The organism is Dyadobacter sp. HNCC25DJ185, from assembly GCF_056895195.1.
This window is the reverse complement of sequence record NZ_JBXHAR010000010.1, coordinates 237489-263131: the sequence shown is the minus strand read 5'-3', so window position 1 is coordinate 263131 and position 25643 is coordinate 237489. Positions and strand designations below refer to the sequence as shown.

Annotated in this window: 19 protein-coding genes; 5 read left to right on the top strand and 14 right to left on the bottom strand. The window is 48.4% G+C overall.

Features of this window, described 5'->3' with window-relative positions; translation table 11 throughout:
- Positions 1–15: 15 nt before the first annotated feature.
- The 10 genes from AC1XUF_RS26410 to AC1XUF_RS26365 all read right to left on the bottom strand — a co-directional run bounded on the left by AC1XUF_RS26410 (position 16) and on the right by AC1XUF_RS26365 (position 7867).
- On the bottom strand, positions 16–933 hold the full coding sequence (locus AC1XUF_RS26410) for a phosphate/phosphite/phosphonate ABC transporter substrate-binding protein (RefSeq protein ID WP_483344867.1): 918 nt from the start codon (positions 931–933) through the stop codon (positions 16–18).
- Between the two features lie 7 nt (positions 934–940).
- Entirely contained in the window at positions 941–1603 is a 663-nt protein-coding gene (locus tag AC1XUF_RS26405) for a DapH/DapD/GlmU-related protein (protein ID WP_483344866.1), read from the bottom strand.
- Between the two features lie 6 nt (positions 1604–1609).
- Entirely contained in the window at positions 1610–2389 is a 780-nt protein-coding gene (locus AC1XUF_RS26400) for a hypothetical protein (protein ID WP_483344865.1), read from the bottom strand.
- An 11-nt stretch (positions 2390–2400) separates the two neighbouring features.
- Positions 2401–3126, bottom strand: coding sequence for a phosphonate C-P lyase system protein PhnL (locus tag AC1XUF_RS26395; protein ID WP_483344864.1), 726 nt, complete (start codon positions 3124–3126; stop codon positions 2401–2403).
- A gap of 22 nt (positions 3127–3148) precedes the next feature.
- Complete coding sequence (locus AC1XUF_RS26390; RefSeq protein WP_483344863.1) at positions 3149–3997, bottom strand: ATP-binding cassette domain-containing protein; 849 nt, start codon at positions 3995–3997, stop codon at positions 3149–3151.
- 1 nt (position 3998) lies between these two features.
- On the bottom strand, positions 3999–4889 hold the full coding sequence (locus tag AC1XUF_RS26385) for an alpha-D-ribose 1-methylphosphonate 5-phosphate C-P-lyase PhnJ (RefSeq protein ID WP_483344862.1): 891 nt from the start codon (positions 4887–4889) through the stop codon (positions 3999–4001).
- Entirely contained in the window at positions 4882–5985 is a 1104-nt protein-coding gene (locus AC1XUF_RS26380; protein ID WP_483344861.1) for a carbon-phosphorus lyase complex subunit PhnI, read from the bottom strand. The genes AC1XUF_RS26385 and AC1XUF_RS26380 overlap by 8 nt, the downstream gene beginning before the upstream one ends.
- Positions 5986–6034: 49 nt before the next feature.
- Positions 6035–6634: a phosphonate C-P lyase system protein PhnH gene (gene phnH, locus AC1XUF_RS26375; RefSeq protein WP_483344860.1), complete on the bottom strand. Its 600-nt coding sequence runs from the start codon at positions 6632–6634 to the stop codon at positions 6035–6037.
- A gap of 1 nt (position 6635) precedes the next feature.
- Positions 6636–7055 (bottom strand): phosphonate C-P lyase system protein PhnG, encoded by a 420-nt coding sequence (locus AC1XUF_RS26370; protein WP_483344859.1) that lies wholly within the window; start codon positions 7053–7055, stop codon positions 6636–6638.
- 101 nt (positions 7056–7156) lie between these two features.
- Positions 7157–7867 carry a response regulator transcription factor gene (locus AC1XUF_RS26365; RefSeq protein ID WP_483344858.1) on the bottom strand — a complete coding sequence of 237 codons (711 nt, stop codon included), beginning with the start codon at positions 7865–7867 and terminating at the stop codon, positions 7157–7159.
- Positions 7868–8268: 401 nt separating this feature from the next.
- Between AC1XUF_RS26365 and AC1XUF_RS26360 the strand changes: the two genes are divergently transcribed.
- Both AC1XUF_RS26360 and AC1XUF_RS26355 read left to right on the top strand, forming a co-directional pair.
- On the top strand, positions 8269–9066 hold the full coding sequence (locus tag AC1XUF_RS26360) for an endonuclease/exonuclease/phosphatase family protein (protein WP_483344857.1): 798 nt from the start codon (positions 8269–8271) through the stop codon (positions 9064–9066).
- 15 nt (positions 9067–9081) lie between these two features.
- Positions 9082–9873 (top strand): PfkB family carbohydrate kinase, encoded by a 792-nt coding sequence (locus tag AC1XUF_RS26355; protein WP_483344856.1) that lies wholly within the window; start codon positions 9082–9084, stop codon positions 9871–9873.
- A 60-nt stretch (positions 9874–9933) separates the two neighbouring features.
- Here AC1XUF_RS26355 and AC1XUF_RS26350 read toward each other — a convergent pair whose 3' ends face one another.
- From AC1XUF_RS26350 to AC1XUF_RS26335, 4 genes are all read right to left on the bottom strand, one after another.
- Positions 9934–11100 carry an alpha-D-ribose 1-methylphosphonate 5-triphosphate diphosphatase gene (locus tag AC1XUF_RS26350; protein WP_483344855.1) on the bottom strand — a complete coding sequence of 389 codons (1167 nt, stop codon included), beginning with the start codon at positions 11098–11100 and terminating at the stop codon, positions 9934–9936.
- A gap of 24 nt (positions 11101–11124) precedes the next feature.
- On the bottom strand, positions 11125–12471 hold the full coding sequence (locus AC1XUF_RS26345; RefSeq protein ID WP_483344854.1) for an alkaline phosphatase family protein: 1347 nt from the start codon (positions 12469–12471) through the stop codon (positions 11125–11127).
- A 67-nt stretch (positions 12472–12538) separates the two neighbouring features.
- Entirely contained in the window at positions 12539–14197 is a 1659-nt protein-coding gene (locus tag AC1XUF_RS26340) for a RagB/SusD family nutrient uptake outer membrane protein (RefSeq protein WP_483344853.1), read from the bottom strand.
- A 9-nt stretch (positions 14198–14206) separates the two neighbouring features.
- On the bottom strand, positions 14207–17278 hold the full coding sequence (locus tag AC1XUF_RS26335; protein ID WP_483344852.1) for a SusC/RagA family TonB-linked outer membrane protein: 3072 nt from the start codon (positions 17276–17278) through the stop codon (positions 14207–14209).
- Positions 17279–17757: 479 nt separating this feature from the next.
- Between AC1XUF_RS26335 and AC1XUF_RS26330 the strand changes: the two genes are divergently transcribed.
- From AC1XUF_RS26330 to AC1XUF_RS26320, 3 genes are all read left to right on the top strand, one after another.
- On the top strand, positions 17758–20211 hold the full coding sequence (locus AC1XUF_RS26330; protein WP_483344851.1) for an ABC transporter permease: 2454 nt from the start codon (positions 17758–17760) through the stop codon (positions 20209–20211).
- Between the two features lie 293 nt (positions 20212–20504).
- Positions 20505–21389 carry a metallophosphoesterase family protein gene (locus AC1XUF_RS26325; RefSeq protein ID WP_483344850.1) on the top strand — a complete coding sequence of 295 codons (885 nt, stop codon included), beginning with the start codon at positions 20505–20507 and terminating at the stop codon, positions 21387–21389.
- Between the two features lie 891 nt (positions 21390–22280).
- The gene (locus AC1XUF_RS26320; protein ID WP_483344849.1) at positions 22281–25643 is read left to right on the top strand and encodes a SusC/RagA family TonB-linked outer membrane protein; all 3363 of its coding nucleotides are present in this window, start codon (positions 22281–22283) and stop codon (positions 25641–25643) included.

Below are 25643 nucleotides of genomic sequence, written 5' to 3'. Positions count from 1 at the left end.
CAGTCCTGTCGGCTGCTAATGGTCCTGCATCTTCAGTTCTTTGATTCCGGCGGCAATCTGCCGAAGGCCGTTAAAGAGCGAATCCTGGGTTTCTACGTAAACAAAAGTGGTATCATTGGCAAAAGTGGCGCTTTTGTAAACCGCCCAGGCATGCGGATCTTCTAAGGGCACATTCAGAAGCGCCTGTTTGAATTTTTGCGTAAAACCCTTGTCGATATCGTCACGGATCACCACCGGGCCCGACACGATCGGGCCGGAAGTCCAAATGATCTTCAAGTCGCTTTCTTTCAGCATACCACCGTCCCTGAGCCGGTTGTAGGTATCCATGAAAGAGCAGCCGAGATCTGCTTTTTTGGATTTGACGGTCATCATTGACGCCACGTGACTGGATGCGAAAATGGTTTCTTTAAATGCATTGTCCGGATTCAGCCCAATGCTCGTCAGGTAAGCACGCGGTACCAGGTGGCCGGAAGTGGAGGCAGGATCGGTGAAAGTCAGCGTTAACTGTTTTGCTTTCCTTTTCACGTCTTCCATGCTGTTAATGCCGCTGCCAGGATGCGTGAACAAGATGCTCCGGTACATTCTTGGCTGGCCTTTTGAACCCAATGAAACCAATGGGGTTAGTTTGATTTTTTCCGAAGCCAGCACATACGAGAAAGGGCTCATGAAGGCAACGTGTACTTTTTTTGCCCTTACGGCCTCTATGACAGCGGTGTAATCCGTAGCCTTGATAAATTTGACGCCAATTCCCAGCTTCCTTTCCAGGTACAACCTGAGCGGCTCCATTTTCTGCATGGTCATCTCCGGATCCTCGCCTGGCGTTACCGCGGCGATCAGCGTCACAGGTATCCCATTTTCATCCAGGTCCTTTTTAGAAGAACAGCCTGAAAAGAACAAAGTGCAGCACAAAAGCATTGCAAAGGCGAATTTCATAAGTACCTTATTTACAGTATTTTTCAATAAAAACATCCACATTAAACAGGTCGTTAAACCTTTCTTCCAGCGTTTCCCGGTCCCAGTCCCACCATTCGCTGGCCATCAGCTTTTCTATCACTTCGTCGGGAAAACGTTTCTTGATCACACGTGCCGTCACGCCTACCACGACTTCATAAGGCGCCACATCTTTGGTAACCACCGAACCCGAACCAACCACAGCTCCGGTACCGATCCGGACACCGGGCATAATCAGCGCGCCGTGCCCGATCCAGACATCATGCCCGATTACGCACTGGTGGCTTCTTCTCCATGAAAAAAAATCGTCATCGTCTACAGTGTCCAGCCCGTAGTTGATGCGGCGGTAAGTCATGTGATGCTGGGTCACCCGCCACTGCGGATGGTTACCCGGATTGATCCGCACGCTGTTGGCGATCGAACAATACTTCCCGATCTCCGAATAAATGATCTGGACATTTCCAGCGGTATAGCTGTAATCTCCGAATGAAGATTCGACCAAAGATGTATTTTCGCCCAATGCCGTCCAACTGCCAATGGTGCTGTCTTTAATCTTGCAGGACGGATGAATGAACGGGCTCGGCCCCAAGTTCCGTCCGTTGCTTTTCAGCTGAGAATTGACTACCTCCGGGTAAGTATCAAAGTATTGCATTGCGAATCAAATTGTTATCAAAGGATAATGATTTTTCCTGTCGAATCCGGACAGATCTCTGTACTCTCTGAGTCCTATGTTTCGGATCAAAAAATAGAAGGCAGTATCTTCAAAATCTCGGTTTATTTCAGCTACAATATTGGCCAGGCGGTTTTTTTGGATATCGTCCAAATTCGCTCCCAAATAGGCCAGCGTGATATGCCCGACAAAGGGCCTGGTCATTTTGATATCCAGCTCGCCAAGCAGTGGATTTCCATAAAAAGCAGATCTGAAACCAGTGATCCTGTGATAATCCGCCTCACTTTCAAATACGCCCAATGCACCAATCGCGGTACCAAAAATGCTCAGTCCTGCCATCCGCATCCTGACTGGTTCGGGAAATCCGCCGCCTTTGATGCTACCGAAAACGCGTTCAACCCATGCAGGAAAAGCTGCCTCCAATCCACGGTCGGCGATATTTTTTTGGAAGCGATCCGCAGAAAGTATATTGGCTACCGTTTGGTGAAAGCTTTTGGGGGATAACAGGTACAAAGCACCCTGGATGTCAAGCTTATAGGCCAGTTCTTCCTGCAACTGTTCCAGCTTTTCGGAAAGTGTTTGGTTCAGCGGGTTTTCATCCAGCATGGCAAGTATCCCAAAACCGGGATAAGCGCCCACGACCCAGTGCGACCCCGTACTTTTGAAATGTTCTGAGACGCCAATTGCAAGTGCCCTTTCCCGGAGCCGGTCCGGGCTGCATTCGGCCAATTGCCTTTCATTGTGCTCCCGAAATGACTGGTCTGTCATGTTATCGATATTTAAGATTTGGCCTCAACTTTTGTAGCCTGGTATTGGATAATTTCACCCGATTCCAAATGCACCCGGCGATCGGAAATGCTTTCCAGCGTATACGGATCGTGGGAAATACAGAGCACCGAGGTTCCATTCTTTTTAAGGCCGGCGATCAGCCCGATCACCACGTCTTTTGTTTTCTGATCCAGGGAAGCGGTAGGTTCGTCGATCAAAAGAAACCTTGGACGTGAAATGATTGCCCTTGCCACATTGATCCGCTGCTGCTCGCCGCCGCTGAATGTTACCGGAAATGCATCCCACAATTCCGAAGGCAGCCCAAGCATTTCGAGCATTTCCTTTGCCTTTTTACGGGCTGTATCTTTATTTTTTTCTATTCCAAAAAGTCGTTCGCACACCACATCCACAGCCGGAACACGCGGGATCACGCTCAAAAACTGCGAGCAGTAAGTAATCTCATTTTTCCGTAAAGCAATGATCTCGTGATCGTTCGCCTTCACCAGGTCGAGGGTTCCGCGGGTTGAGCGGTACAGCATCTCGCCTGAATTGGCCAGGTAAGTCCTGTAAATGCATTTCATCAGGCTGGATTTCCCGGATCCCGATTGGCCGGTCAGTCCCACTACTTCCCCTTCGTGCATCGAAAAATCAATGTTCCTGAGTGCCCCGATCTTTTTCCCTCCCAGCCCATGCATATGGAACACTTTGCTCAGACCACGTATTTCCAGAATCTTCATTTCAAATACAATTGACTAAAAATCACAAAAGAGAACTTACAAGCAATTGGGTATAAGGATGTTGCGGATCCTGTAAAATCTGGTCCGTCAAACCGCTCTCCACGATTCGGCCGTTTTTCATCACCAGCGTCCGGTCGGTCAGCATGCGGATCACCGACAAATCGTGCGAAACGACGATCATCGCAATGCCCAGGTCCTGCTGCAAGCTCCTGATCAGGTCCAGTACTTTGGCCTGCACCGATACATCGAGGCCGGTCGTCACCTCATCCAAAAACAAAATGGGCGGATTATTGGCCATCGCTTTGGCGATCTGCACACGTTGCTGCATGCCGCCGCTGAACGAAGCCGGCATATCGTCCATTCGCGCCACCGGCACCTCTGTTTTCGTCAGCAGCTCCGATGCCCGTTCCCGCATATCGACCACATGATACTGGCCAGCCATGATCAGTTTTTCGGCAATGTTGCCGCCCGACGAAAATTTAAAATTCAGTCCGTCCCTGGGATTCTGGTAAACCATTCCCATCAGGTGGTTCCGGATATGGCGCTTCCTTTGGCTGGATTCATCGAAAATATTCACCGAGCCGTCGTGATATGCTCTAAAAAATGCCTCCCCGAACGTATGCAGCATATCCAGGTACAGCAGCTTCACGACCGTACTTTTTCCGCTCCCGCTCTCTCCTACCACACCCAATACCTCGCCCGGAAAAAGATCAAAGCTGATATCGGCGCAAGCCACGATGCTTTCCGTTTCGGGACAAATGTTGGAGTTGAACATTGGACCGGTCAGACGGACGGAGTCAGCGTTGGGTTCTCCATATATCTTAGTCAGGTTCCTAACCCTCAGCAGCCAGTTATCATTATTCGTGACCATATCAGAGCTGGTTAATATATGGGTTGGAATGTTGGACGGGAGACTCACCGTCTGCCAGCTTGTCGAGGAAATTACTATCGTTCACCACGTGTTGCCTGGATCCGTCATCGTCATAAATCTCGTCCAGAAATGCTTTCTCATAGCCTGTTTTATTGCAAAAAAGACCGTCAAAGTTTTCAATGCCGAATTTCACGTCGTCAAATTCAAGCGGCTCGACCAACGTATGAGGCGGGATTGCGTAAAGCCTTTTTTCCCTGCCCGCCCCGAATAGGAACAGCGTTTCTGCATGGTTGAGATTGGGAATATCCCATTTGGGAATTGGTGATGGTGCCATGATATAGCGGCCATTCACTTTGACTGGATAATCCGCCCCCAGCATGATGCCTCCGTTTCTGACAAAAGATTCATACAACGAAACCCAAATCTTGGCATAATCCGCTTCGCCGTGCATCTGCCGGGTTTTGAATTCATGCTTTTCAACATGTCTCAGCGGCTCCGGCTGCGGTACCTGGAAAATAAAGATCTGGTCGGCACGCAGTGCTTCTTCCGTGATCCTGTGGCGGGACTGGATCAGCGTCGCTTCCGAGGTATCGAATGTGGTTTTGCATCCGGTCATCTGGTGCACAAACGCGCGCAGGTTGCAGGCATTCACACTCGCGTCGCTGCCCTGATCGATGATCTTGAAAACATCTTCCCTGCCTATCACCGCCAGCGAGATATGCAGCCCACCCGTGCCCCATCCTCGTGAAATGGGCATTTCGGGAGAAGAATAAGGTACCTGATAACCGGGAATGGCGACTGCTTTCAGCAGCTTTCTCCGGATCTCCTTCTTTGTGGATTCGTCGATAAAGGCAAAATTATACCTATTGACGTATTTTTTGTTTTCAACCATTTTCCAAAATTGTCTTGGCATTCCGGGTAACCGCCTGTCTCACATTGTTCAGGTCTGCCTGGAAGGTTACGTAATGGGGCAATTTGAGGTGATTGGTAAAACCCATCGCTTCCACGCCCTCTGTGTGATAAAGTATGAATTCGGGATCATTGGAAGGGGAATCGGGATCAGGGTTTCGCATGGCGCGGTCCAGAATTCCCATGCAGATGGCTTTGGTATCATTCTGGCCAAAACACAATCCGTAACCAATGGAATAGAGTGGCAGCTTTTTCTTTTTGGTCACTTTCATTTTGGATATCATTTCAGCCTCGGTCACTTCTATTTTTCCAATGTACCTGACCCGCCCGCTTTTGTCCCGGACCCGTACAGGCACCGAGCCGTAACGCAATTCGCCAACGGTAGGATGCACGCTTCCGAATCCGCGCATATTGCTGTATCCCAGCGCCATAAGCCCCCCCGTTTCTGCCCGTGCAAGCATTTGCAACCTTGCGGAGCGCGGTGCGGGGAATTTGATGGCCTCCCTGGTAATGTCTTTTAAAGTCGTATCGTCGTCGTCGGATGCGGGCAGGAGCAGGCCCTGGGCTTTCAATAGGTCAATGACCTTATTGAAAGTATCGATTTCCTTCAGCTTTGTCTGATCGACTTTATTTTCAAAATCTTTGAGAAAAGCTTCGATGTCTTCCTTTTGTTCCGATACCTTTTCCGTGTCCAGGATCCGCTGGGTATAATCCCGCGTCGGGCCTAGTATTTGTCCGCCGGGTACGTCCCGGAAGGAGGCGGAAATTCTCCTTTTGATGAACATTTCCCTGGTATTGATGACTTCGGAATGATATCTTCTTTCGAGTGTAGCCCGGAAAGCCCGGAGTATAAATGCCGCTTCCAGCACATCGCCTTCGGATTGTTTCAATGCAATGGCAGCATACTCTGGCGCATAAACACCTCCCTCGCTCACCACTTTGTCGACCGCCAGCCGCAATTGGGATTGAATTTGCCGGATGTCCAATAAATCGGTAGCATCCCTCAGCCTATAAAATTCCACCAGCTCATTCGCATGAAGGATGGCATCTGTACCACCCTTAACAGCTACATAACCCATAATTTAACCCAAAAAAGTAGACATTTAGAAAAAGTACGCGCCGCCCGTTTTAGTCAAAATAAACGCGGCAGCTGCGCGGCATTGCGGCAATCTGACCCAGGCTGTCGCAGAATATGACGTCCAATCCCAATGGAAATTCGGCATTCCTGTCCCCTATCTCGATCAGTAATGATTTACCGATCCCTTTTACAAACAGGTTCCTCTTTCCATTCACACCAGGCCCGCTTAAAGTGAGCTCTGTCGCATGTTCGATCCAGGAGCAAGAGAGTATTTCCACGTCGATCACCAATGTGGCGCCTTCTTCCGGATAAGATAAGTTGCCTGTTTTGACTTGCGCTATTTCACCGCTACCCACGTTTCCACCCATGAAAATGAAATCCGCAACGGATAGATCCTGCGAATTCGAAGAGGTATGCTGCTGAAGATATTGGGTTACTTCATCCCTGTGCCCCGACAAAATGTGAAAACCGGCATCGGCATTCAGCAATGCAAAAGCGACCAATGCACTGCCCCTTTGAATACCTTCCGGATAAGCGATTGGCAAATCAGGAAACTGGTTGATCTTCCCGGGCCGTGCCATACTGTCGAGCAACAGACGAAAATGGCCTTGCGCATCGAAAACCTCGTCGTAAGCTAATTCGCGCTTCATACTAATCCTGGTCCATCAGTTTAAAATCAACCTTGCTCCTTAAAATCTGGTTATACTCTACCTTTTGCCTGTGCCCGATCAGCTCCGACTGGGCGGCAAGGAATTGGACAATGACCGAATTGGGTTCACCCGTCAAATACATTGCCGCATCGATAAAGGCTACACAATAGCTTCTGACTGGCTCGTCACCGGTTACAATGCCATAACCAGGCATCCCGTTGACCAGTACTTCGCACTCGGTCGTAAGTACTTCGCCCAGGAAAAACGGCTGCAATTCCACCGAATCCTCCGCTTTGATCATCGTGAGGCAAATCTGCGGAGCCCTGACCAGCGTTACTTCAAAATCCTTTTCCAGGCCTGAAACAAATGCTTCAAGCACATTCAAATCGCATTCACAAAGGATGTAGTCCGTATCTTCCATTTGTTGATCGTTTATTCAAAACTAGGGTCCGATTATTTGGAATCGATTAGGAGAAGAATATTGTTAGATTAAGTTAGCTGTTAGCCAAATCTCAATGGCACTCACGCCACTGCTTCATTGAACCGGTAACCTACTGATCTCACGGTTTCAATGACTGATTTATAAGGTCCCAGCTTTTTGCGCAGGCTGACGATGTGCACATCAATGGAGCGCTCGGTGGCAAAATAATCCATGCCGTTGATCTTTTCGATGATCTGGTTGCGTGAAAAAACTTTACCGGGGCGCTTGACGAACAATTCGAGGAGCTTGTATTCCGAAATTGTCAGATCCAATGGTTCGTTATCCAAAAATGCCTTATAATCAGCCGAGTATATCTTGAATTTCCCTCTTTCTATGGATTCACCGGCTTCATTTTTTACGCCGTCCATATCCGCGCTGAAAACTCTTTTGAGTATTTTCTTAATGCGCGTCAGCATTTCCCTGGACCGGAAAGGTTTCACAAAATAATCTTCGGCACCTACTTCCAGGGCGGTTACCACGTCGATCTCGTCGGCTTTGCCGGTGGCCATCACTACGGGAATGTAAAGAGTAGCGATATTTTGTTTGAGTTTTTTGCAGAATTCGAGTCCATCCATTTCGGGCAGGACCCAATCGGTGATGATCAGGTCGGTATTATCCTGATTGATAAATTTCAGTGCGTCCACCGCCGTGGTAAAAACCTTGACTTCATACCCTTCTCGGCTAAGCCAATAGGTGAGCAGTTCAAGGACATCCGGATGATCGTCAATAACTACCAACTTATTTCTTTTCATCTAAAAATGGGTTAAGTGATTTGATGAAGAAATACCAAGACCGGAACAAGGACAATCCCTGTCAATGGTTTGCAGCATGTTAGGATTGCATTTGGATGGTTGCCTGTTTATTTGCTTCATTCAAAATTAGAGAATAAAGACGGGGCCATTTTTAGCTTATTGTTAAGATTTGTGCTCGTAAACAGCGCATTTGACCTCAAACCAGGAAGTTTAACCCGGCCCTCATCAAAGGCAAACATTTTGCTAACAAAAGGAACGAAAGGTGAAGGGTGAAAAGGCCAAAGGTGGCCCGCCTTCTGACCTTTTAACGTTTTAACCATTTCACCTTTTAACCTTCCAAAAACATCGCCCTAATATCATTCAAATGATTGGAAGCTATCTTGCGGTTTTAAAAACAAAAAATGAAGGACCAGATCAGGATACTGACCATCAACACCTGGAAATGCGACGGGGATTATTTTGAACGGATGAAAGTACTATCCCGCCAGTTGGCCGACGGTGCTTTTGATGTCATTATCTGTCAGGAAATCTTTGTAACCGAGGACAACCGGATCAATACGTTGGAATTTCTGGCGGGGGAATTGGACATGCATACGGTATTTACACAGGCCAGGGCTAAAATCCGAAAAGTTGGAAATGAGAGGCTGAACAGTTTTTCCGGATTGGGGATACTTTCAAAACTTCCGCTCAGGCTGGTAGAAGAATTTGATCTGCCCAGCAGTCAGGCGGACGGAGGACGAAAAGCCCAATTGGCTGAAATCGAAACAGGCAGTGCTCACAACTTGTTGATTGCTAACATTCACCTAACATTCCTGAAAGATGCCGCGCAATTGCGGGCAGCCCAGCTAAATGCGGTCGCGGAGAAGTTACGGGATTATGATCCATATCCATACAGACTTATAGCAGGGGATTTCAATGCAGAAGCCGACGCGGAGGAAATCACCGCTTTTAAAAAGAACACGCGTGTAGCGGATTGTTATTTATTAGGAAATGGCACAGAACCTCGCATGGGAAGATCTGCTACGGATTCTTTTCAGCTGCATCGCTGTGTGGACCATCTATTTTGCCTGCCATTAATCCAGGAAAACAGGTTTCCTGATTTCTGTCAATCCGAAATTGTGCTCGATACGCCGGATCCCGAAACGGGAATTTATCCCAGCGATCATTTCGGAATAGCGACAACGCTTTTATTACATTAAAACCCTCTTCCTGGCATGGAAAACCTTAAAATTCTGGTCATTCACAGTTTCGCCGTGCACGGCATGGCTAGTATGAAAGTCGTCACCCGGATCCTGGGATCCAAAGTACTGCCGGTTCCGAGCCTAGTGCTCAATGGGTTGACCAACATGCACGGGATATCCAAATTCAATATGCCTTTTCGGGAATTGCTGACCAGCACCTTGGAACTGTCGGTATACCGGCAACAAAAGCTCGTGCTTTACATTGGATATCTTGGCAATCCCGGAAATGCTGAGATCCTGATAGAGCTGATAAGTCGTTACCGGGAGCACATTGTGCATATCATCACCGATCCGGTTTGTGGCGATCATGGCAGAATGTATGTGTCTCAGGAAGTGGCAGACAAATGGAAAGAGCTGATTCCATTGTCCGATATCGTTTTCCCAAATCTGTGCGAGGTAAAGATTTTAACGGGAAATGACCCGAATGGAACAGAGGAGTCTGAAAAATATATTGAAACGTTCTTAACCCTTTTCCCGGATACCGAACTGGTGGTTACGAGCATGACCGCCGACGACCAGATCGGGATTGAATCGTATGGTCAGGAGCGGTTTTCTTACTATCATCCGAAATTATTGCAGAATTACAGCGGCTCCGGCGATGCCTTTGTGGCGTTTTATATTGAAAGTTTCTTCTACCAACATAAATCGAAAGAGGAATCTCTGGTATTTGCGGCACAGCAGACTTCCAGGTTTATTCAGCAAGCGATTTCAATGCATTCTGAGGAATTGCTCATTGAATTTGAGCAGTTTGTAAAGTCAGTTTGATAGAAACAAAACAGCCCGTCCGATCCATCAAGACCAGACGGGCTGTTTTTTCAAAACCTGTCACTCTGCGTCTGCAAAAGCAGGATTGCCTTCCCGGGAATATTCGGTAAAGTATTTGATCCGGCCATCGACCAAGACATTGCTTACCCTCGCAAAGGAATTGTTGATATCAAAAGCCACAAGATCAGCCTTTTTGCCGATTTCAATACTGCCTATCTCGCGATCCATTTTCAAAAGCTTCGCGGGGTTCAGCGATACCATGTTCACGGCCTTGCTGGGATCCATCCCTTCTTCGATCATCCGGGTGATGCTGGAAAGCATGGTCGGGAAGTGATAATCGCTGCAGAGGATATCCACCAGGTCCTCTTTCATTGCATCTTCGCACGACAGGTTTCCGCAATGCGATCCACCCCGGTAGTAGTTCGGCGCACCCATGCACACCCACATACCCAGCTCTTTGGCTTTTCGGGCAGCTTCAATGGTCGTAGGCATTTCGGATAACATGGCGCCGAAAGCTTTGGCTTCGATCACATGCTCAATGGTGGTATCATCATGGCTACCTATGATATACCTCTCGCCAAATTGTGCCTGGATGGCCCCCCTGGTGTTGACCCGGATTGTTTCGTCCACTTTCTTCAAAAGCAGCTCCCTCGCTTTCTCCAGACTGATCCCTTCTGATTTGGCTTTTTTTTCGACCAGGTCGTCCATTCTGTATTGGCGCTGTCCCGGTACGTTTTCATTGTATACCAGCAGATAGAGGCTTTCCAATTCGCTCATTGCAGGAAGAAAATCAAGAATGGCGTTGGTATTGGGATCAATGCGGGCATGCAGGAAATGCCTTACCAGCAAAGTATCCCGGATCTGATCGACCTGCCTTACCAGTTCGATCGCATCTTTAAAACCCCTGTTTTTTTCCAAATCGTCGGAAAAGCTCACGGCACTGAACACCGTCGTAATTCCGCAGCCCGCCGCTCTCGCATCCAGAAAATGCAATGCAAATGGAAGGGAAAAATGGGCTGTCGGGCGCGGGTGCAGCTCTTTTTCGAGGTAATCCGTGTGAATGTCGATGCAGCCGGGGATCAGCCATTGCCCGTTCATATCGCGGCCGTGCCTGTACACTTTTCCTTTGATGATATCGGCAATCACCCCGTTTTCTATTTCTACCGTCCCTGTAAAGTTCTCATTCGGAGTGACGATCCGGGCATTAGTCAGAATATGCGAATTCATGAATTTTCCTTTTTGATAAACTGATCAATACCCTTTGATCACATTTTCAGCGATCATTCCCGGATACAGGACGCCGTCGGCACACTTAAACTCCACACCCAATAGGAAAGCGATGAGCGGCGCAACATCTTCCATGCCAATCTTCGGCACCTCCATTTTCTTGCGTAAGCCTGCGCCGAAAGCGATAAAACCGGCATTGAGCGACGGCCGGTCAGGCAACATACCGTGTGAACCACCAGGTGTAGACTGTACCAGCTCGGGCTGGTTAAAACGCGAAGTGCAAACCACGCCTTCCACAGTCTGCACAGATAGCATGGCGTTCGGGTCGGTACCATATTCATCCAATTCTGCCCTTTCTACGATCCGGTACAGTTTCCGGATGGGCGCAGGCTGCTCTTCCAGCAATTTTCTCACACGGGTAAGCGTAGCCTTGTCATTTTTGTCTTTTAACATCAGGAACTGGTCCTTAAAGCAGGCCTTCCAGTTTCCGCGATCAGGCTTATTTTCCAGCAAACCTTCTTTGATGAGCAATGCATTCCAGGCAAGCTGGGTATGTCTGTCCTCGAACCCATGGTCTCCGACGATCACGAAAACGGTGCTGTCATAAATTCCCGCCTTTTTTGTGGCTTCTACCAATTGGCTGATGCAGATGTCCACCACGGCAATAGCTTTATAAACCTTGTCGCCTTCCTTGCCTTGTTCGTGCTGCGCATGGTCGGTGCTCAGGAAATGAACGGTCATTAAGTTGGGTTTATGTTTTTGGATGATGTGCGCACTTACCGTAGCCGTTCTCAGGTCTGCGTCGTAGTCATCAAAATCAAAACTGGCTTTTTTGCTGTCATACGCGGGCACTTTTCCAATGACATTCGCTTCCAGGTCTTCCATAAATTCCTTTGGAAAAATAGCGTCAGGACGGTATCCGCGGTAATTCCAGTTCACCGGCGCCCCCATCGACACGGGCCAGTTAACGGCCGCACTGGTTCCGCCGCCTTTTTTCACAGCATCCCATAAGGTCGGGACTTTAATCTGGTCGGCATTGGCGTACGATCCCGCCGCCCAGCCTGCTGCGTCGAACGGCTGATTGTGGTAAACGCCGTGACGGACCGGCAATGCTCCGGTGATCATTGTGGTGTGATCGGGTAAAGTAACGGACGGGTTCACCGGGCGCATGCCCCTGGCGTGGATACCTTCCTTCGCCAGCGTCTGAATGGTGCGGGCAGGCCATTTGGCTTCCATATAAAAATCAGGACGCATGCCGTCTATGGTGATCAGGATCACGTGCTTGGCCTGGCCATTCATTTGGGCAGAAGCCCCACCGTAGAATCCGAGGTTCAGAAGAAGCAATGCAATGATCCGAAATGAGTTTTTCATAATAATTTGATTAATAAAAATTAAATACCGCACAACATTTACACTAACGCTTTACTATAAACGCGCATCAATAACCTTGGTTTTGTTTCAGAAAAGAGGGGTCCGCATCAATGGTCGCCTGGGGAATCGGGAAGATCCGTCTGAAGATATCCTTATTGGTTTTGGAAGTCCAGGTATCCTCGAATTTTCCGAAACGCACCATATCCGTCCTTCTCACCATTTCCCAATAAAGCTCATAGCCGCGCTCCCGGTAAATGTTGTCCAATGTTAATTCGGCAGCGGTCATCTGGCGGGGATGCTTCCGCGCAGTCCTGATCGCATTCATATCTGCCAATGCACCGGTCAGGTCGCCACTTCTGAATTTGGCTTCGGCGCGGGTCAGATAAATTTCCGCCAGGCGCATCATCGGCTGGTCTACGCGCGAATAGTTCCGTCCATTGGTCGAGCGGGGATCCACTTCGTATTTGGAAACCCTCACCCCATCCGAATGTCCGTTATGCGTTTCCAGGTCCACATTGATCGTGAAATTCACGGGCTCGCCGGTACGCTGGGTATTAAAAAGTTTTTCGATGATCAGCTCACCGTTCGCAGCTCTTTTAAAAGCAGTCCGGGCGCTGTTGAGCACGATACCATACTGTTGACCCTGCAAAAAGCCCCTGTTGAGCGAGTAAGCTGCATCGGGGATGGACGTCACCGAACCATCCTGCTTGATGTGTTCCAGATAAAACCGGGGGTCATCCATATTGCCTTTCCAGGTATTGTAATAATCGCTGGTCACCGAGCCGCCGTCCGTTCCTGTTGATACCAGGTTGGTCAGGCTGAAATGCTGGTTACGCGCCAATGAGAACCACACCAGGCGGCCTGCATTGTTGGCATCATCGCGATGATCTATCGCGAAAATATGCTCCGGATGATTGTGGTTATCCATATCAAAAATGGAGAAGTAATCGGTGTTATCCAGCTGGTAGCCGCCGGTATTGATCACTTTATCACAGTTTTCAATCACCTTTTGCATATCCGCGGCTGCAAAGTTGAATGAAGTCGCATAGCGATCCGTGTACACTGCTTTATTGAGGTATATCCGGGCTTTCAATGCCCAGGCAGCACCTTTTGTAAACCTTCCGGCCCCGATTTCGGCTTTTGTTTTCAAGTCTTTCTCGATGGCATCCAGTTCGGAAAGCAAAAAGTCAACTGCTTCCGCGCCTTTCAGGATCTTGGATTTTTCGCTCGAATAAATCGCCGCAGGATCTTTATAAAGGCACAATCCGTAGGCATCGAGCAGGCAATAATTGTAAAATGCACCCATTCCCCTGGCCTCGGCAGAATATGCCACCGAATTGGGACTATCCAGCTTGGAAAGTGTATTCACCGCAATGGCCGAACGCGCTATTCCCTGCACGATCTCGTTCCAGACGTTCCGGAGTGTGGTATGTGCCGGTGTCCAGGTGTGCCTGAATGCCTCGATCAGGATACCGCCGTTGAACCAGTCGGTTCCGCCGCGATACGGTACCATGGCTTCGTCTGTGCAGATTTCCTGCAATAAAAACCAGTCTTCGTGGGAGTTATACAGCTGGTTCATCCGGCCATAAACCGGGGCGAGAATCCCTTCTGCCGCACCTGCGCCTTCGAGTAGGTCGCTGTTCAGGGCTTCATCGAGCACTTCGGGTTCCAGGTCGGTACAGCCGAAGGCGGCGATGAGAAATAGGATGGAAATGATTTTTTTCATGATAATTAATTAAAAGGACACATTTAAGCCAACCATGTAAGTTCTGGCCCTGGGATAATTGGTAAAGTCGATGCCGTAGGAAAGTACGTCTCCGGAGTTGGAAGCCACATCTACTTCGGGATCAAATCCTTTGTATTTGGTGAATGTCAGCAGGTTCTGACCGGTCACGAAAATGGCGGGGCTTTTCAGCCAGGCTATTTTGGACGTTCTGAAATTGTATCTCAAAGTCGCGTTGTTCAGCCTGAGGTAACTGCCGTCTTCCAAATAACGGGTCGAGAAGGTCGCCGAATTGAGCGGGCTCTCTCCTTTGGTATCCAATACGTCGCGCGTCACATTCAGGCCTTTGGCAAGCGAAGGAAGGTTAAAATACGAGTTGGCTGTATTGTTGTAAATTTTGTTACCGGATACGCCATTGAAATTGATGGAAAGGTCAAAACCTTTAAAAGAAACCTGTCCGTGGAAGTTGTACATAAAGGTGGGAACCGCCGAGCCAGCCGCGACCCGGTCCGCATCGTTGATCCCGCCATCTCCATTCACATCCCTGAACATGTTCTCGCCTTTGTCGTTCAACCCAATGAAATCGTAGAGGTAGAAAGTCCCGATGCTCTGGCCGTTCATATAACCATTGGCGGTTACGCCCGACATACCAGGCCCTTTCAATGTTCCTGAGCTGATCAGGGAGAAAGGGGCGCGTTTCACGACATTGTTGATAAATGTCATGTTTCCTCCAACGGACCACAGCAGTCCTTTTGGTCTTCTATTGGTGTATTCCAAAGCAACTTCCAGACCTTTATTGATGATGTCCATGTCCACATTGGTCCATTTCGTGCTGGTTGGTGAAATGGGATCTGTAACGGTGAGGTTCAGCAGGATATCATTGGTTTTTTTGTGATAATAATCCATGCTACCGGAAAGCGCTCCGCGGAAAAAGGCAAAATCAAGTCCCACATTGGATTGGGTCACAACTTCCCATTTCACATCCGGATTGGCCGTCCGCGAGTAAGTGTATCCACTGTTAATGCCGCCTTCCGACAATGGGTAACCCTGTCCGCCGGCAACGCTGGTCAGCAATAAGGGCAGGGTGATTTTTCCTGGAATTTCCTGGTTACCAGTCTGCCCCCAGCCTGCGCGCAATTTCAGCTCGTCCAATTGACGGAAACCTGCCAGGAATTTTTCCTCGTTCAATTTCCATGCGCCGGAAAGTGAAGGAAAATAGCCATACCTGTTGTTGGCACCGAATTTGGACGAACCGTCGGCCCGTAATGTCGCGGTCAAAAGGTATTTGTTGCCAAAAGCATAGTTAACCCTTCCAAAAACCGATTGAAGTTCGTCGATGCTGGCGCTACCTGCGGGAAGGTTCTGACTGATATTCAGCGAAGTACCAATTCCAGGATTGTAGATCGCGTCGATCTGGCCGGTTGTAAAATTGTTGATGCTGGATGAATTGGCCCTTCTGTAAAAACGCTGGTATGAATGTCCTGCCAAAAAGGTAATGTTCTGGCGGGAGAAGTTCAGGGCGTATTTCAGATAGTTCTCGATCAGTCGGTTGGTGTATTCTGTTCCGCTGAAAACCACACGGCCTTCGGGATAACTCATATTGGGCAAACTGCTGGGGCTTACCTGCGTATCTCTGTTGGATGTGCTGTTGTCGATCGCGAAGTTGATTTTGTATTCAAGGCCTTCAATGATTTTCAAGGTACCTTCTACATTACCCAGCACGCGGTTGGTTTTTGTAAAATCCTTGTAGATGTCGAGCATGGCCAGTGGGTTTTTGCCATTGGGGAACCGGAAAATCTCGCCATTCTCATCATAAGGAGGATAAGTTGGGTTGGCGTTGATCATCTGCGAAATCAGGTTCCCTGCGCTTGCCTCGGCAGCATCGTTACGCGGGGTTCCGCTGTTGCGGATATGGCTCGCCGTCAGATTCACCGCAACCGTTAGCCTGTCTTTCAGCAATTTCTGGTTAAAATTGAACCTGGCCGAATACCGCTTCATTTCATTGAGCTTGATAAGCCCTTCCTGGTCCATCAGGCCCAGTGAAACATAGTAATTAGAATGATCCGAACCACCGTTGAAAGACAGCTGGTGATTCTGGGTCGTCGCTTTGCGGAAGATCTCATTCTGCCAGTCGGTACTGATGTTGGCATTGTAAATATTTCCTGGCTTGTTGTTATCCTGCGCATACTTGATGAATTCAGACGCGGTCAGCAGGTCGAGTTTTTTGGCGACCGTGGAAATGCCCACATAAGTCGAATATTCCATCCCTGCCTTCTTGACAGAACCTTTTTTGGTTGTGATCAGTACCACGCCATTTGCGCCACGGCTACCGTAAATAGCAGTAGCAGAGGCATCTTTGAGCACATCGATAGATTGAATGTCACTGGGGTTCAGAAAGTTAAGTGGATTCGGTGACGCACTGGACCCAAACCCCACATCCGGCGTGGAGGGGCTTTTTGCGGAGTTGTCCAAAGGCACACCATCTACTACAAAAAGCGGCGTATTCCCGCTTCGAAGTGACCCCGGCCCGCGGATGGTGATGGCAAGCGCCGCGCCCGGCTCCCCGCTGGAAGCAGTGACGTTCACACCCGACATTTTTCCCTGTATCAGCTGCTCGGGTGAAATGATGCTTCCGCGGTTAAAGTCTTTTTCAGCAACAGAACTGATGGCGCCGGTAACATCCGATTTGAGCTGCGCGCCGTAACCCACCACCACCAATTCATTGAGCACCTGCACATCCCGCCGCAACACCAAATCAATGACTGATTTGCCGTTAACCGCCACGGAATCTGACACATAACCGATAAAGCTAAATTTAAGTACGGCATTGTTATCGGGGACAGTAAGCGAAAATTTTCCATTTGCGTCGGTGGTCGTACCCACTCCCGACGAACCTTTCAAAATAATGCTGACACCGGGTAAAGCCTGTCCGTTTTCTTCGGAAACAGTTCCACGTACCGTTTCTTGTTTAGGGCCTTGCTTGATACCCGCAAATAGGAGTTGCGAACCAGTGAGCTGCAATAGTAAAGCCAATGTAAGAAGCCTTGCAACCTTCAAATTGTTTTTTGTACCGTTTGGATTCATTTGGTGAATAGGTTTAATTTTTTTGCCACGACAAATGCGTGACTGATCATTTGGGAACAGCATAAGTTCAATGATGGGATACCTCCTTTCTGTTAAAGCGGTTTGGGATAGGACCGGCGAGAGAAGTGCTTCGACCCGGTCTTTCTTGGGTCAAAGGTGAAAGACTTAGGTTAGGCCGAGGTTAGGAAAGCAATAAGAATGTATTAAAAGGGACACGCGCCTCCTGACCATTTGGTTATCTATCCGAATCCTGAAATGATTGCCATGCTCGGTTGCCCATTAAAAGAGGCCAGTGAGGCGTATCATTACATTCGTCCGTGACTTCCGCACTAATTGCCCAGAAACAAATATCCGCAAGCGAACAAGCGGTGTTTCAAAACCGGACAGTAGCGCGAAAGAATATCAGTACAAATGACTATAAATCAAACAATTGAAGTTCTGGCATTATCATTTTGGAGAAATATTAAAACTTCTGTCCCGTGCTGAAAAACTACCTTTCCGTAATGCTTAGGACCCTTCTGAGAAGAAAGGCGTTCACATTCATTAATTTATCAGGATTGTCAATCGGTTTTGCGGTCAGCATCTTGCTGACGCTGTATATCCAGAATGAGCTGGGATACGACAGTTTTCACCAGCGGGGCGATCATATTTATAGGTTAGCTCTAGAACGGAAATATCCGAACCGCTCCGCATTGATGGGCGAAATTCCTTTGCCAATTGGGCAAGCCGTTAAGAGGGAATTCCCGGAAGTATTGGAAAGTGTAAACATATTGAACTTTGCTAAAAACGGGGCCTCGGTCAAAGTCGGGGATCAGAATTTCAAAGACAATGAGATCCTGGCGGTTGAACCTGCTTTCTTCCAGGTTTTTAGCGGTGATTTTATAGAAGGCGATATCCGCACGGCGCTCCATAAGCCCGGAACTGCGGTTTTGGATGAAAGCGAGGCCACTCGACTATTCGGCTCGCCTGAACAAGCAATGGGGAAATCATTAACAATCAACGGTTTTTTAACCGTTAACATTGAGGGGGTTTGTAAGGACTGGCCTGAAAAATCGCACCTGAAATTCAATATTCTGTTCTCATCGCTCGGCCTGAACACAGGCGTCCAAAATTACTATGACCTGATTTCTTATAACTATTTGTTATTAAATAAAAATGCCTCCGCAGAACGGCTCGAATCTAAATTACCCTTGATCGTAGAAAAATATGTCTCGGGGGCTATTCAAACCGGTTTTGGGATTTCTTATCAGCAGTTTATTCGTGAAGGCAACGGCTATCGTTATTTTCTTCAGCCTTTGACGAAAATACATCTGTATTCGACACTGGAAGAAGAACTTAGTCCGGTCGGCAGTATCAACAGGGTTATACTTTTCGGCGCCATAGCCGCATTTATTCTTTTCCTGGCCTGCATTAATTTTATGAACCTGTCTACGGCGATTTCGGTCGACAGGGCCAGGGAAGTGGGTATCCGTAAGACATTCGGGTCCAGGAAGAATGCGCTGGTCTGGCAATTTCTTTCCGAATCGATCGTCTTCTGTCTGGCAAGTTTGTTGGTGGCAATGCTGCTCGTCATCATTTTTACTCCGTTACTTAGTGATATCGCAGGTACTCACATTTCTGTTTCAAGCCTGTCAAACCCTTCCCAAATTTTTCTGATGATCGGGTTCGGGGTCCTGATCGGGGCAGTGGCCGGAATTTATCCAGCGCTTGTCCTGTCTGCTTTCAAACCAATCAGCATTTTGAAAGGCAGCTTTAAATCAACTGCGCAGGGAATGGCGTTGCGAAATGGACTGGTTATCTTCCAGTTTTCAATTTCAATCATACTTATCATCTGCACGATCGCCATGAACATGCAGATGAAATACATGCTTGGCGACAGCCTTGGATTTCAAAGAGATCACATTATCGTGATTGACGGTTTGAACGGCCAGATTTCAAATGGACAGCAAATTCCAAAAAATACATTGGTTGAAGCAGTTTCAAAAATCGCGGGGGTAGAGCAGTGGAGCAGATGCAGCGATCTGCCGGGCGGCGGGGGCGCGGCCACGATGGCTATGCAGGCGGTGGATACGAAAACATCAAGAACGCAAAAAACGATTTTTGTTGATGAACGATATGCGCAGCTCCTGGGGATAAAATTGAAAGAAGGAAGGTTATTCTCGTCTGACTTTGCCAGTGATTCCCTGAGCCTTTTGTTAAACGAACAGGCTGTCAAAGATTTTGGTTTGAAAAACCCGATTGGGGCGAAGATATCAAGCACGGAATTGCCTTTCAATTCCCGGGATGGTAAAACAACCTATTTATATACCGTCGTTGGTGTGGTCAAAGATTTCCATTTCGAGTCGCTTCACAAGAAGATTACCCCCCTGGTGATGGCGAATACGGGCCGGTTTGGCTGGGGAATGGTCGCATTGAAAATAAAGGGCGACCATTTTAAAACGACATTGGCTTCTCTTGAAAAAACCTGGCACCAATTTGATCAGAAAAGTAAACTGAATTATTACTTCCTTGACCAGCGTATCGCCAATCAATATGAATCTGAGAAAACTGAGGAAGAAGTCCTGACTTTATTTTCATTTCTTGCCATTTTTATCGCCAGCATCGGTCTTTTTGGGCTCGCCACTTATGCAATCCAGCAGCGGGTCAAAGAGGTGAGTATTCGTAAGATTTTAGGCGCGACCTCAGGGAATATCATTTTTGTCTTATCAAAGGATTTCCTGATCCTGATTGGAATCTCTATGCTTTTCGCTTTTCCTGCTGCATGGTGGTTCACAGAGAAATGGTTACAACATTTTGCATACAGAATTGCCCCGGGATGGAAAATCTTCGCAATAGGAGGATTATTAGCGTTGATCGTCGCCGCTGTCACCATTGGCTTCCAGGCTGCGAAAACTGCCTCCGACGATCCGCTCAAAAGTTTGAAGCAGTCTTAGTCTCTGAGTTTGTTACAAAACCGCCCTGCTGGAAGCAATTCTGACAATTTTAGAACCTGCTGATCCTGCCCTCATTCCGAGCCTGCTGATCATATTCACATTTCAACGTCGCGACATATTTTCGCCAGATCATAACATGCGAAACATCCTCATCACAAGGTTTACGTCAATTTAATAGTCCGGTAACAATCGACAAATGCCTGGATGCTAATTTTGGCAATACACATTCAGAATCCAGGATTACTTCCCGGTGTTCTCCTAATTTCGCCAGCACGTTGCAACGAAGATCCATCTTGAAAGGTTTAGGGGGTATTTTATCGACCCCTTTGCTCAAAAATCCGTTTGAAGAAAAAGTCAAAAAGCAGGTCTTAAGGGTGGTTCATCTTACCGATGTGCATTTGAAAGACGATTTGGGCGCTCCTGCCAAATTCGTCAGCTGCCTTCACCATATCCAGAATCAGTCCCCAAAGGTCGATCTGATGTTAAATGGGGGAGATATCGTCTTTGACATGAATAAAGAGAACATTGTTTCTATTCACAAACAATGGCAACTACTGCATCACATTACCCAACAGGAATGCAGTTTACCTATTCACTATTGCCTGGGCAATCATGACGTGTGGTGGAATGAGGATTCCAGGCAACTGCCTTGGTATGGAAAAAAGTACAGCCTCAACCAGCTTCAGCTGACCAGTCCCTATTACAGCTTCGTCCATAATGGCTGGAAGTTCATTGTGCTAGATAGCACTCACCTGGATATCGACAACACCTGGTACATAGGAAAGTTAGGGGACAAACAATTTGACTGGCTGAAAGCAGAATTAGCCAATACCGACCCGGCAATGCCTGTGTTGATCATGTCGCACATCCCGATTCTCACGGCGCTGCTGATGATCGAGGATCATGTCGTCAACCGGTGGGAGATGCTTGGGGGAGATATGCACACCGACACTGCAAAAATCATTCATCTTTTTTATCAGCATCCCAATGTGAAACTCTGCCTCAGCGGGCATTTGCACATGCGGGACAAAGTGGTTTATAACAACGTCAATTACCTATGTAACGGGGCGGTCAGCGGTGCGTGGTGGAATGGCAACCGTCGGGAAACTGCGCCAGGATACGGTCTGATTGACCTTTATGCCGATGGCAGTTTTGAAGAGCGTTATGTGAACTATTAGTCGCGCCCTATCATGCAGAAGCCCGATGAATGTGCGATCCGTTCAGGCGCCTACGGTTTTTTCATATCTTAATCAAATAAGGCAAGTGATCAGGATGGATCTTTAACGATTTTGATGAAAAGCTTGGACAAATCAAGAGTCTGAGTTCCTTGAAACCGCATGTTATGATTTGGTTAACACTGTTCCGTCGCCCCCGAAGATATGTATCTTGCCAGGGGTAATCTCTTTTACCGTTTTCGGGATCCGGAATTTCGGGTGCGGCTTGTCCGCTACGAGAAATTACTTGCGATCTCCCATCGATAAAACGGTGACTGTAAAGCAAACCGCGGGCTAGCCCTGCAACGGATTGGTCTTGTCACCACAAAGAAGTATTTGCAGCACATGCGCCCACTCTTTGTTGCGGATTGCCTGGCGGCCATTGTTGGTCGCCTTTTTGTTGGCCCAACACGTATGAAAAATCATTCTGTCCATAAAGGAATGTAGCTGATCAGATTTAATTATGCCTGGCGTCTTCTGCCCGATCACCAATCCCGTAACCTAAACTGGCAATGAAATCGTCTTGCCTGAAGAAAGGGTTAGGGATATGGCGCATTGATGATCCCGTGAGCATAGGCAAGAAAGAAATGATGAGCCTTCCCATTATCCGTTTCAGCGTATTAAGAATTCGTATTCGCAATTCACCAAGAAACAATTAGAGGACACAAATAGGCTGTTCAACCGGCACGGATCACGCTGACCCTTCTTGTAAAATTTACATTTTGGTAACATACCATTCCCCCTGGCGTAACAGTAACAGAATACCTTTGCGCCCTTCAATGGCTCTTATTGCGGAGTGATATAGACTGCAGGGCAAGAGACTTATATTGTAAAAATTAAATTACTACTCAATTTATGAAAAAACTCCTTTTACCAATCGTCCCCGTAATGATTGCCGGTTCGATGGTGTTTAACCCGTGTGGGTCACTAAGGGCCGCACCGGCAGAAAGCCTCAATCCAGCCTCGGTTAACCGCAACCAGCAGGCACCGAAGATCACCGTGACCGGGAAGGTAGCAGACGAAACAGGCGATCCGCTACTGGGTGTTACCATTCTCGAAAAAGGTGATAATAACAAGGGCGCCGTCACGAATGAAGCAGGTGAATTTTCCATCGAAACCAGTGCCGGCAAAACGCTGGTGTTTTCGTTTGTCGGTTTCATCGCACAGGAAGTGGTGGTCTCAGACGAGAAGCCCCTGAATGTCCAGTTGAAACAGGACGCGCTGATGCTCAATGAGGTGGTGGCCGTAGGTTACCAGACGCTGCGTAAAAGCGATTTGACTGGCGCTGTTTCAAGCGTAAAAGCAAAAGAATTGAACCTGACTACGCCAACAGTCGGCCAGGCATTGGTTGGCAAGGTTGCAGGTGTGCAGATCTCGCAGGTGAGCGGCGCGCCTTATGTGGGTACCAAAATCAGGGTGCGTGGCGTAGGGTCGATCAATGCCAGCTCTGACCCACTTTACGTGATTGACGGATATCCTGCCGGAAATGATGTTTTTATCAACCCCAACGATATCGAATCCATTGATATCCTGAAAGATGCGGCCTCAGCTGCTATCTACGGATCGCGGGCGGCAGGCGGTGTGGTACTGATCACGACCAAGCGCGGAAAAGAAGGAAAAGGAAAGCTGGAATATGACTACCAGTTTGGCGTGCACCAGCTGAGCCATAAGATCGATATGCTTAATTCCTCGGAATTTGCGCAGCTATTGATAGATGGTCGCAACAATGCCTACCGCGACTTAATGGTGAATTCGGGAAAAGCCTGGAATGATGGCATGTTCTCCGACGATAATGCGACCCGCATCAAGAACCTGGGCGGCAGCGCCGGGTCGGTCAGCATCCCTACCGATCTGTATGATTTTACCAATCAAAAACTGATTACGCCTAAATACAACACCGACTGGCAGGACGAACTCTACCGGAATGCGCCTGTCAGCAGGCATAATGTCAGCTTCTCGGGCGGACAAAAAGGATTGCGCTACTCGATCAGCGGCGGATATCTCACACAGCAGGGAATCATCCTGAGCACCAAACAGGACCGGACAAACTTTCGCGCCAACATAGATGCCGATGTGAATAAAAAACTGAAAGTGGGTGCCAATCTGGCTTTTACGTATAACAGCAACCGTGAGGTTCAGGAAGGACGTTTTAATCAGGGGCCAATCCTGGGTGCATTGGTGTACATGCCAATTTTTAAGGCTTATCATGAAGATGGAAGTCTGGCCAAAAATGAGGCCGCGGCGCTGAGTTCCGGCTATGGTTTGCAGTCCATCGAAAACCCCGTGGCACTGGCCACTGAAACGCACATTAACCGCAGGGGCCAGCGCGGGACTTACAATGGATTTGCCATTCTTGAAATTGTAAAAGACCTGAATTTCAAGGTGAACCTGGGTTTGCAGACTTACAATGAAAAATACGAATACTACCTGCCAACCAGTCTGAGCAATGGTGCCAACCCTCCCGGATCGCCGCAGGCGATTGCCGCTGCCAACTCCCTGGCGAGGACGGTCAATTACATGGACAAGCTGGCCGAATTTACCCTGAATTATAAAAAGGACTGGGGACGCCACCACATTGATGGTCTTGTCGGTTACACCACGCAGGAAAATAACCGTGACGTAATCTCGGTCACTGCCCGCGGCTTCCAGAACGACCGTATCGAAGAGATTACCGGAAAAGGCGCGGATGCGATATACTTTTCTTTGAACTCGGGGACCCCCGAAGGCGACGGAACAGGAAAAACCAACTGGGCGCTCCTATCCTACCTGGCCCGTGCTGTTTATAATTTTGACAACAAATATTACCTTACTGCCTCCTTCCGTACCGACGGCTCGTCGCGCTTCGGCCCTAACAACCGCTGGGGTAACTTCCCTTCCGTTTCGGCAGGATGGAACATTTCAAATGAACCATTTTATGGCGATTTCCTGGGCGAAGCTTCTACTATGAAACTCCGCGCGAGCTGGGGACTGAGCGGGAACAACAACATTGGAAATTACAGCTTCCTGCAAACGATGGCAGCGCCCGGCGGCGCGGTTTTCGGTAACGGAACGGTCAATACTGCATTGTGGGCTGAGAGCATCAAGGACAGGAACCTGGGCTGGGAATCCACCTCCCAGTACAATGTCGGCCTTGACCTGGGCTTGCTCAACGACCGTCTTTCGATCATTGCCAATTATTACCTGAGCCGCTCTTTCAACCTGCTCTTCAATCAGCCTTTGTCGGCCATTTCCGGCTCATCGACCATCCTGACAAACCTGAGCAATTCCAAAGTTCAGAACACTGGTTTTGACATACAGGCAGATGCACGGGTTATTTCAAAACGCGATTTCAGCCTGAATATCAGCGGCAACTTCTCTTTAAACCGAAACAAAGTGCTGGATATGGGTGGTGCAAATACCATCTTGTCTACCGGCGCCGAGCGCTCGTATGTGACGCACATTACCCAGGAAGGCCAGCCCATCGGGATGTTTTACGGGTTTAAAGTAAAAGGTATGGTGCGCGAATCGGACATGGAAAACCTCGCTGCCGACAATGCCGTCTACAATGCGTCTACCCAGAAATTCCCGGCAGGATATCAGATCAAGGGCCCTGCCCGCTCGACTGCCTCTACCAACCCGCTTCGTCCGGGTGATCTTTATTTCGAAGATCGGAATGGCGATGGCGTGGTAAATGATGCGGATAAGGCGGTCATCGGCAGTCCGATGCCCAAGTTCACGTACGGCTTTGCCATTTCAGCAACTTATAAGAACCTGGATTTCAGCTCTTCATTCAATGGGGTTTATGGAAATCAGGTACTGGACGGACAGGATTACTATATCTTCAACATGGAAGGTTCAGGAAACCAGTATTCCAAAGTACTCAACCGCTACCGTTCGGAGGCCGAGCCCGGGGACGGCAAGATCTATCGCGCTTCCCGTGGCGGTACGCAGAGCAACAGCACACGTCTTTCCAGCTTTTATCTGCAAGACGGCTCATTCCTGAGATGTACCAACCTGACCCTGGCCTACAACTTCCCGAAAATCGCCCGGATCAGTAACAATGCCATCACCAACCTGAGGATTTATGTGGGTGTTGATAATGCATTTACACTGACCAAGTACCTGGGATACAACCCGGAGGTAGATTACAACAACGGAGCTAACCTGACGCCGGGTGTCGATTATGGCAAATACCCGCTTGCCCGTGCCTACAACATTGGTGCCCGTATCACATTTTAA

What these genes read in the sequence shown, in the direction of transcription:
- AC1XUF_RS26340 (WP_483344853.1), bottom strand. Translation starts at nt 14,197, where the DNA reads ATGAAAAAAATCATTTCCATCCTATTTCTCATCGCCGCCTTCGGCTGT.
- AC1XUF_RS26405 (WP_483344866.1), bottom strand. Translation starts at nt 1,603, where the DNA reads ATGCAATACTTTGATACTTACCCGGAGGTAGTCAATTCTCAGCTGAAA.
- AC1XUF_RS26345 (WP_483344854.1), bottom strand. Translation starts at nt 12,471, where the DNA reads ATGAAAAACTCATTTCGGATCATTGCATTGCTTCTTCTGAACCTCGGA.
- AC1XUF_RS26390 (WP_483344863.1), bottom strand. Translation starts at nt 3,997, where the DNA reads ATGGTCACGAATAATGATAACTGGCTGCTGAGGGTTAGGAACCTGACT.
- AC1XUF_RS26320 (WP_483344849.1), top strand. Translation starts at nt 22,281, where the DNA reads ATGAAAAAACTCCTTTTACCAATCGTCCCCGTAATGATTGCCGGTTCG.
- AC1XUF_RS26395 (WP_483344864.1), bottom strand. Translation starts at nt 3,126, where the DNA reads ATGAAGATTCTGGAAATACGTGGTCTGAGCAAAGTGTTCCATATGCAT.
- AC1XUF_RS26335 (WP_483344852.1), bottom strand. Translation starts at nt 17,278, where the DNA reads ATGAATCCAAACGGTACAAAAAACAATTTGAAGGTTGCAAGGCTTCTT.
- AC1XUF_RS26385 (WP_483344862.1), bottom strand. Translation starts at nt 4,889, where the DNA reads ATGGTTGAAAACAAAAAATACGTCAATAGGTATAATTTTGCCTTTATC.
- AC1XUF_RS26410 (WP_483344867.1), bottom strand. Translation starts at nt 933, where the DNA reads ATGAAATTCGCCTTTGCAATGCTTTTGTGCTGCACTTTGTTCTTTTCA.
- AC1XUF_RS26370 (WP_483344859.1), bottom strand. Translation starts at nt 7,055, where the DNA reads ATGGAAGATACGGACTACATCCTTTGTGAATGCGATTTGAATGTGCTT.
- phnH (WP_483344860.1), bottom strand. Translation starts at nt 6,634, where the DNA reads ATGAAGCGCGAATTAGCTTACGACGAGGTTTTCGATGCGCAAGGCCAT.
- AC1XUF_RS26350 (WP_483344855.1), bottom strand. Translation starts at nt 11,100, where the DNA reads ATGAATTCGCATATTCTGACTAATGCCCGGATCGTCACTCCGAATGAG.
- AC1XUF_RS26400 (WP_483344865.1), bottom strand. Translation starts at nt 2,389, where the DNA reads ATGACAGACCAGTCATTTCGGGAGCACAATGAAAGGCAATTGGCCGAA.
- AC1XUF_RS26355 (WP_483344856.1), top strand. Translation starts at nt 9,082, where the DNA reads ATGGAAAACCTTAAAATTCTGGTCATTCACAGTTTCGCCGTGCACGGC.
- AC1XUF_RS26380 (WP_483344861.1), bottom strand. Translation starts at nt 5,985, where the DNA reads ATGGGTTATGTAGCTGTTAAGGGTGGTACAGATGCCATCCTTCATGCG.
- AC1XUF_RS26365 (WP_483344858.1), bottom strand. Translation starts at nt 7,867, where the DNA reads ATGAAAAGAAATAAGTTGGTAGTTATTGACGATCATCCGGATGTCCTT.
- AC1XUF_RS26360 (WP_483344857.1), top strand. Translation starts at nt 8,269, where the DNA reads ATGAAGGACCAGATCAGGATACTGACCATCAACACCTGGAAATGCGAC.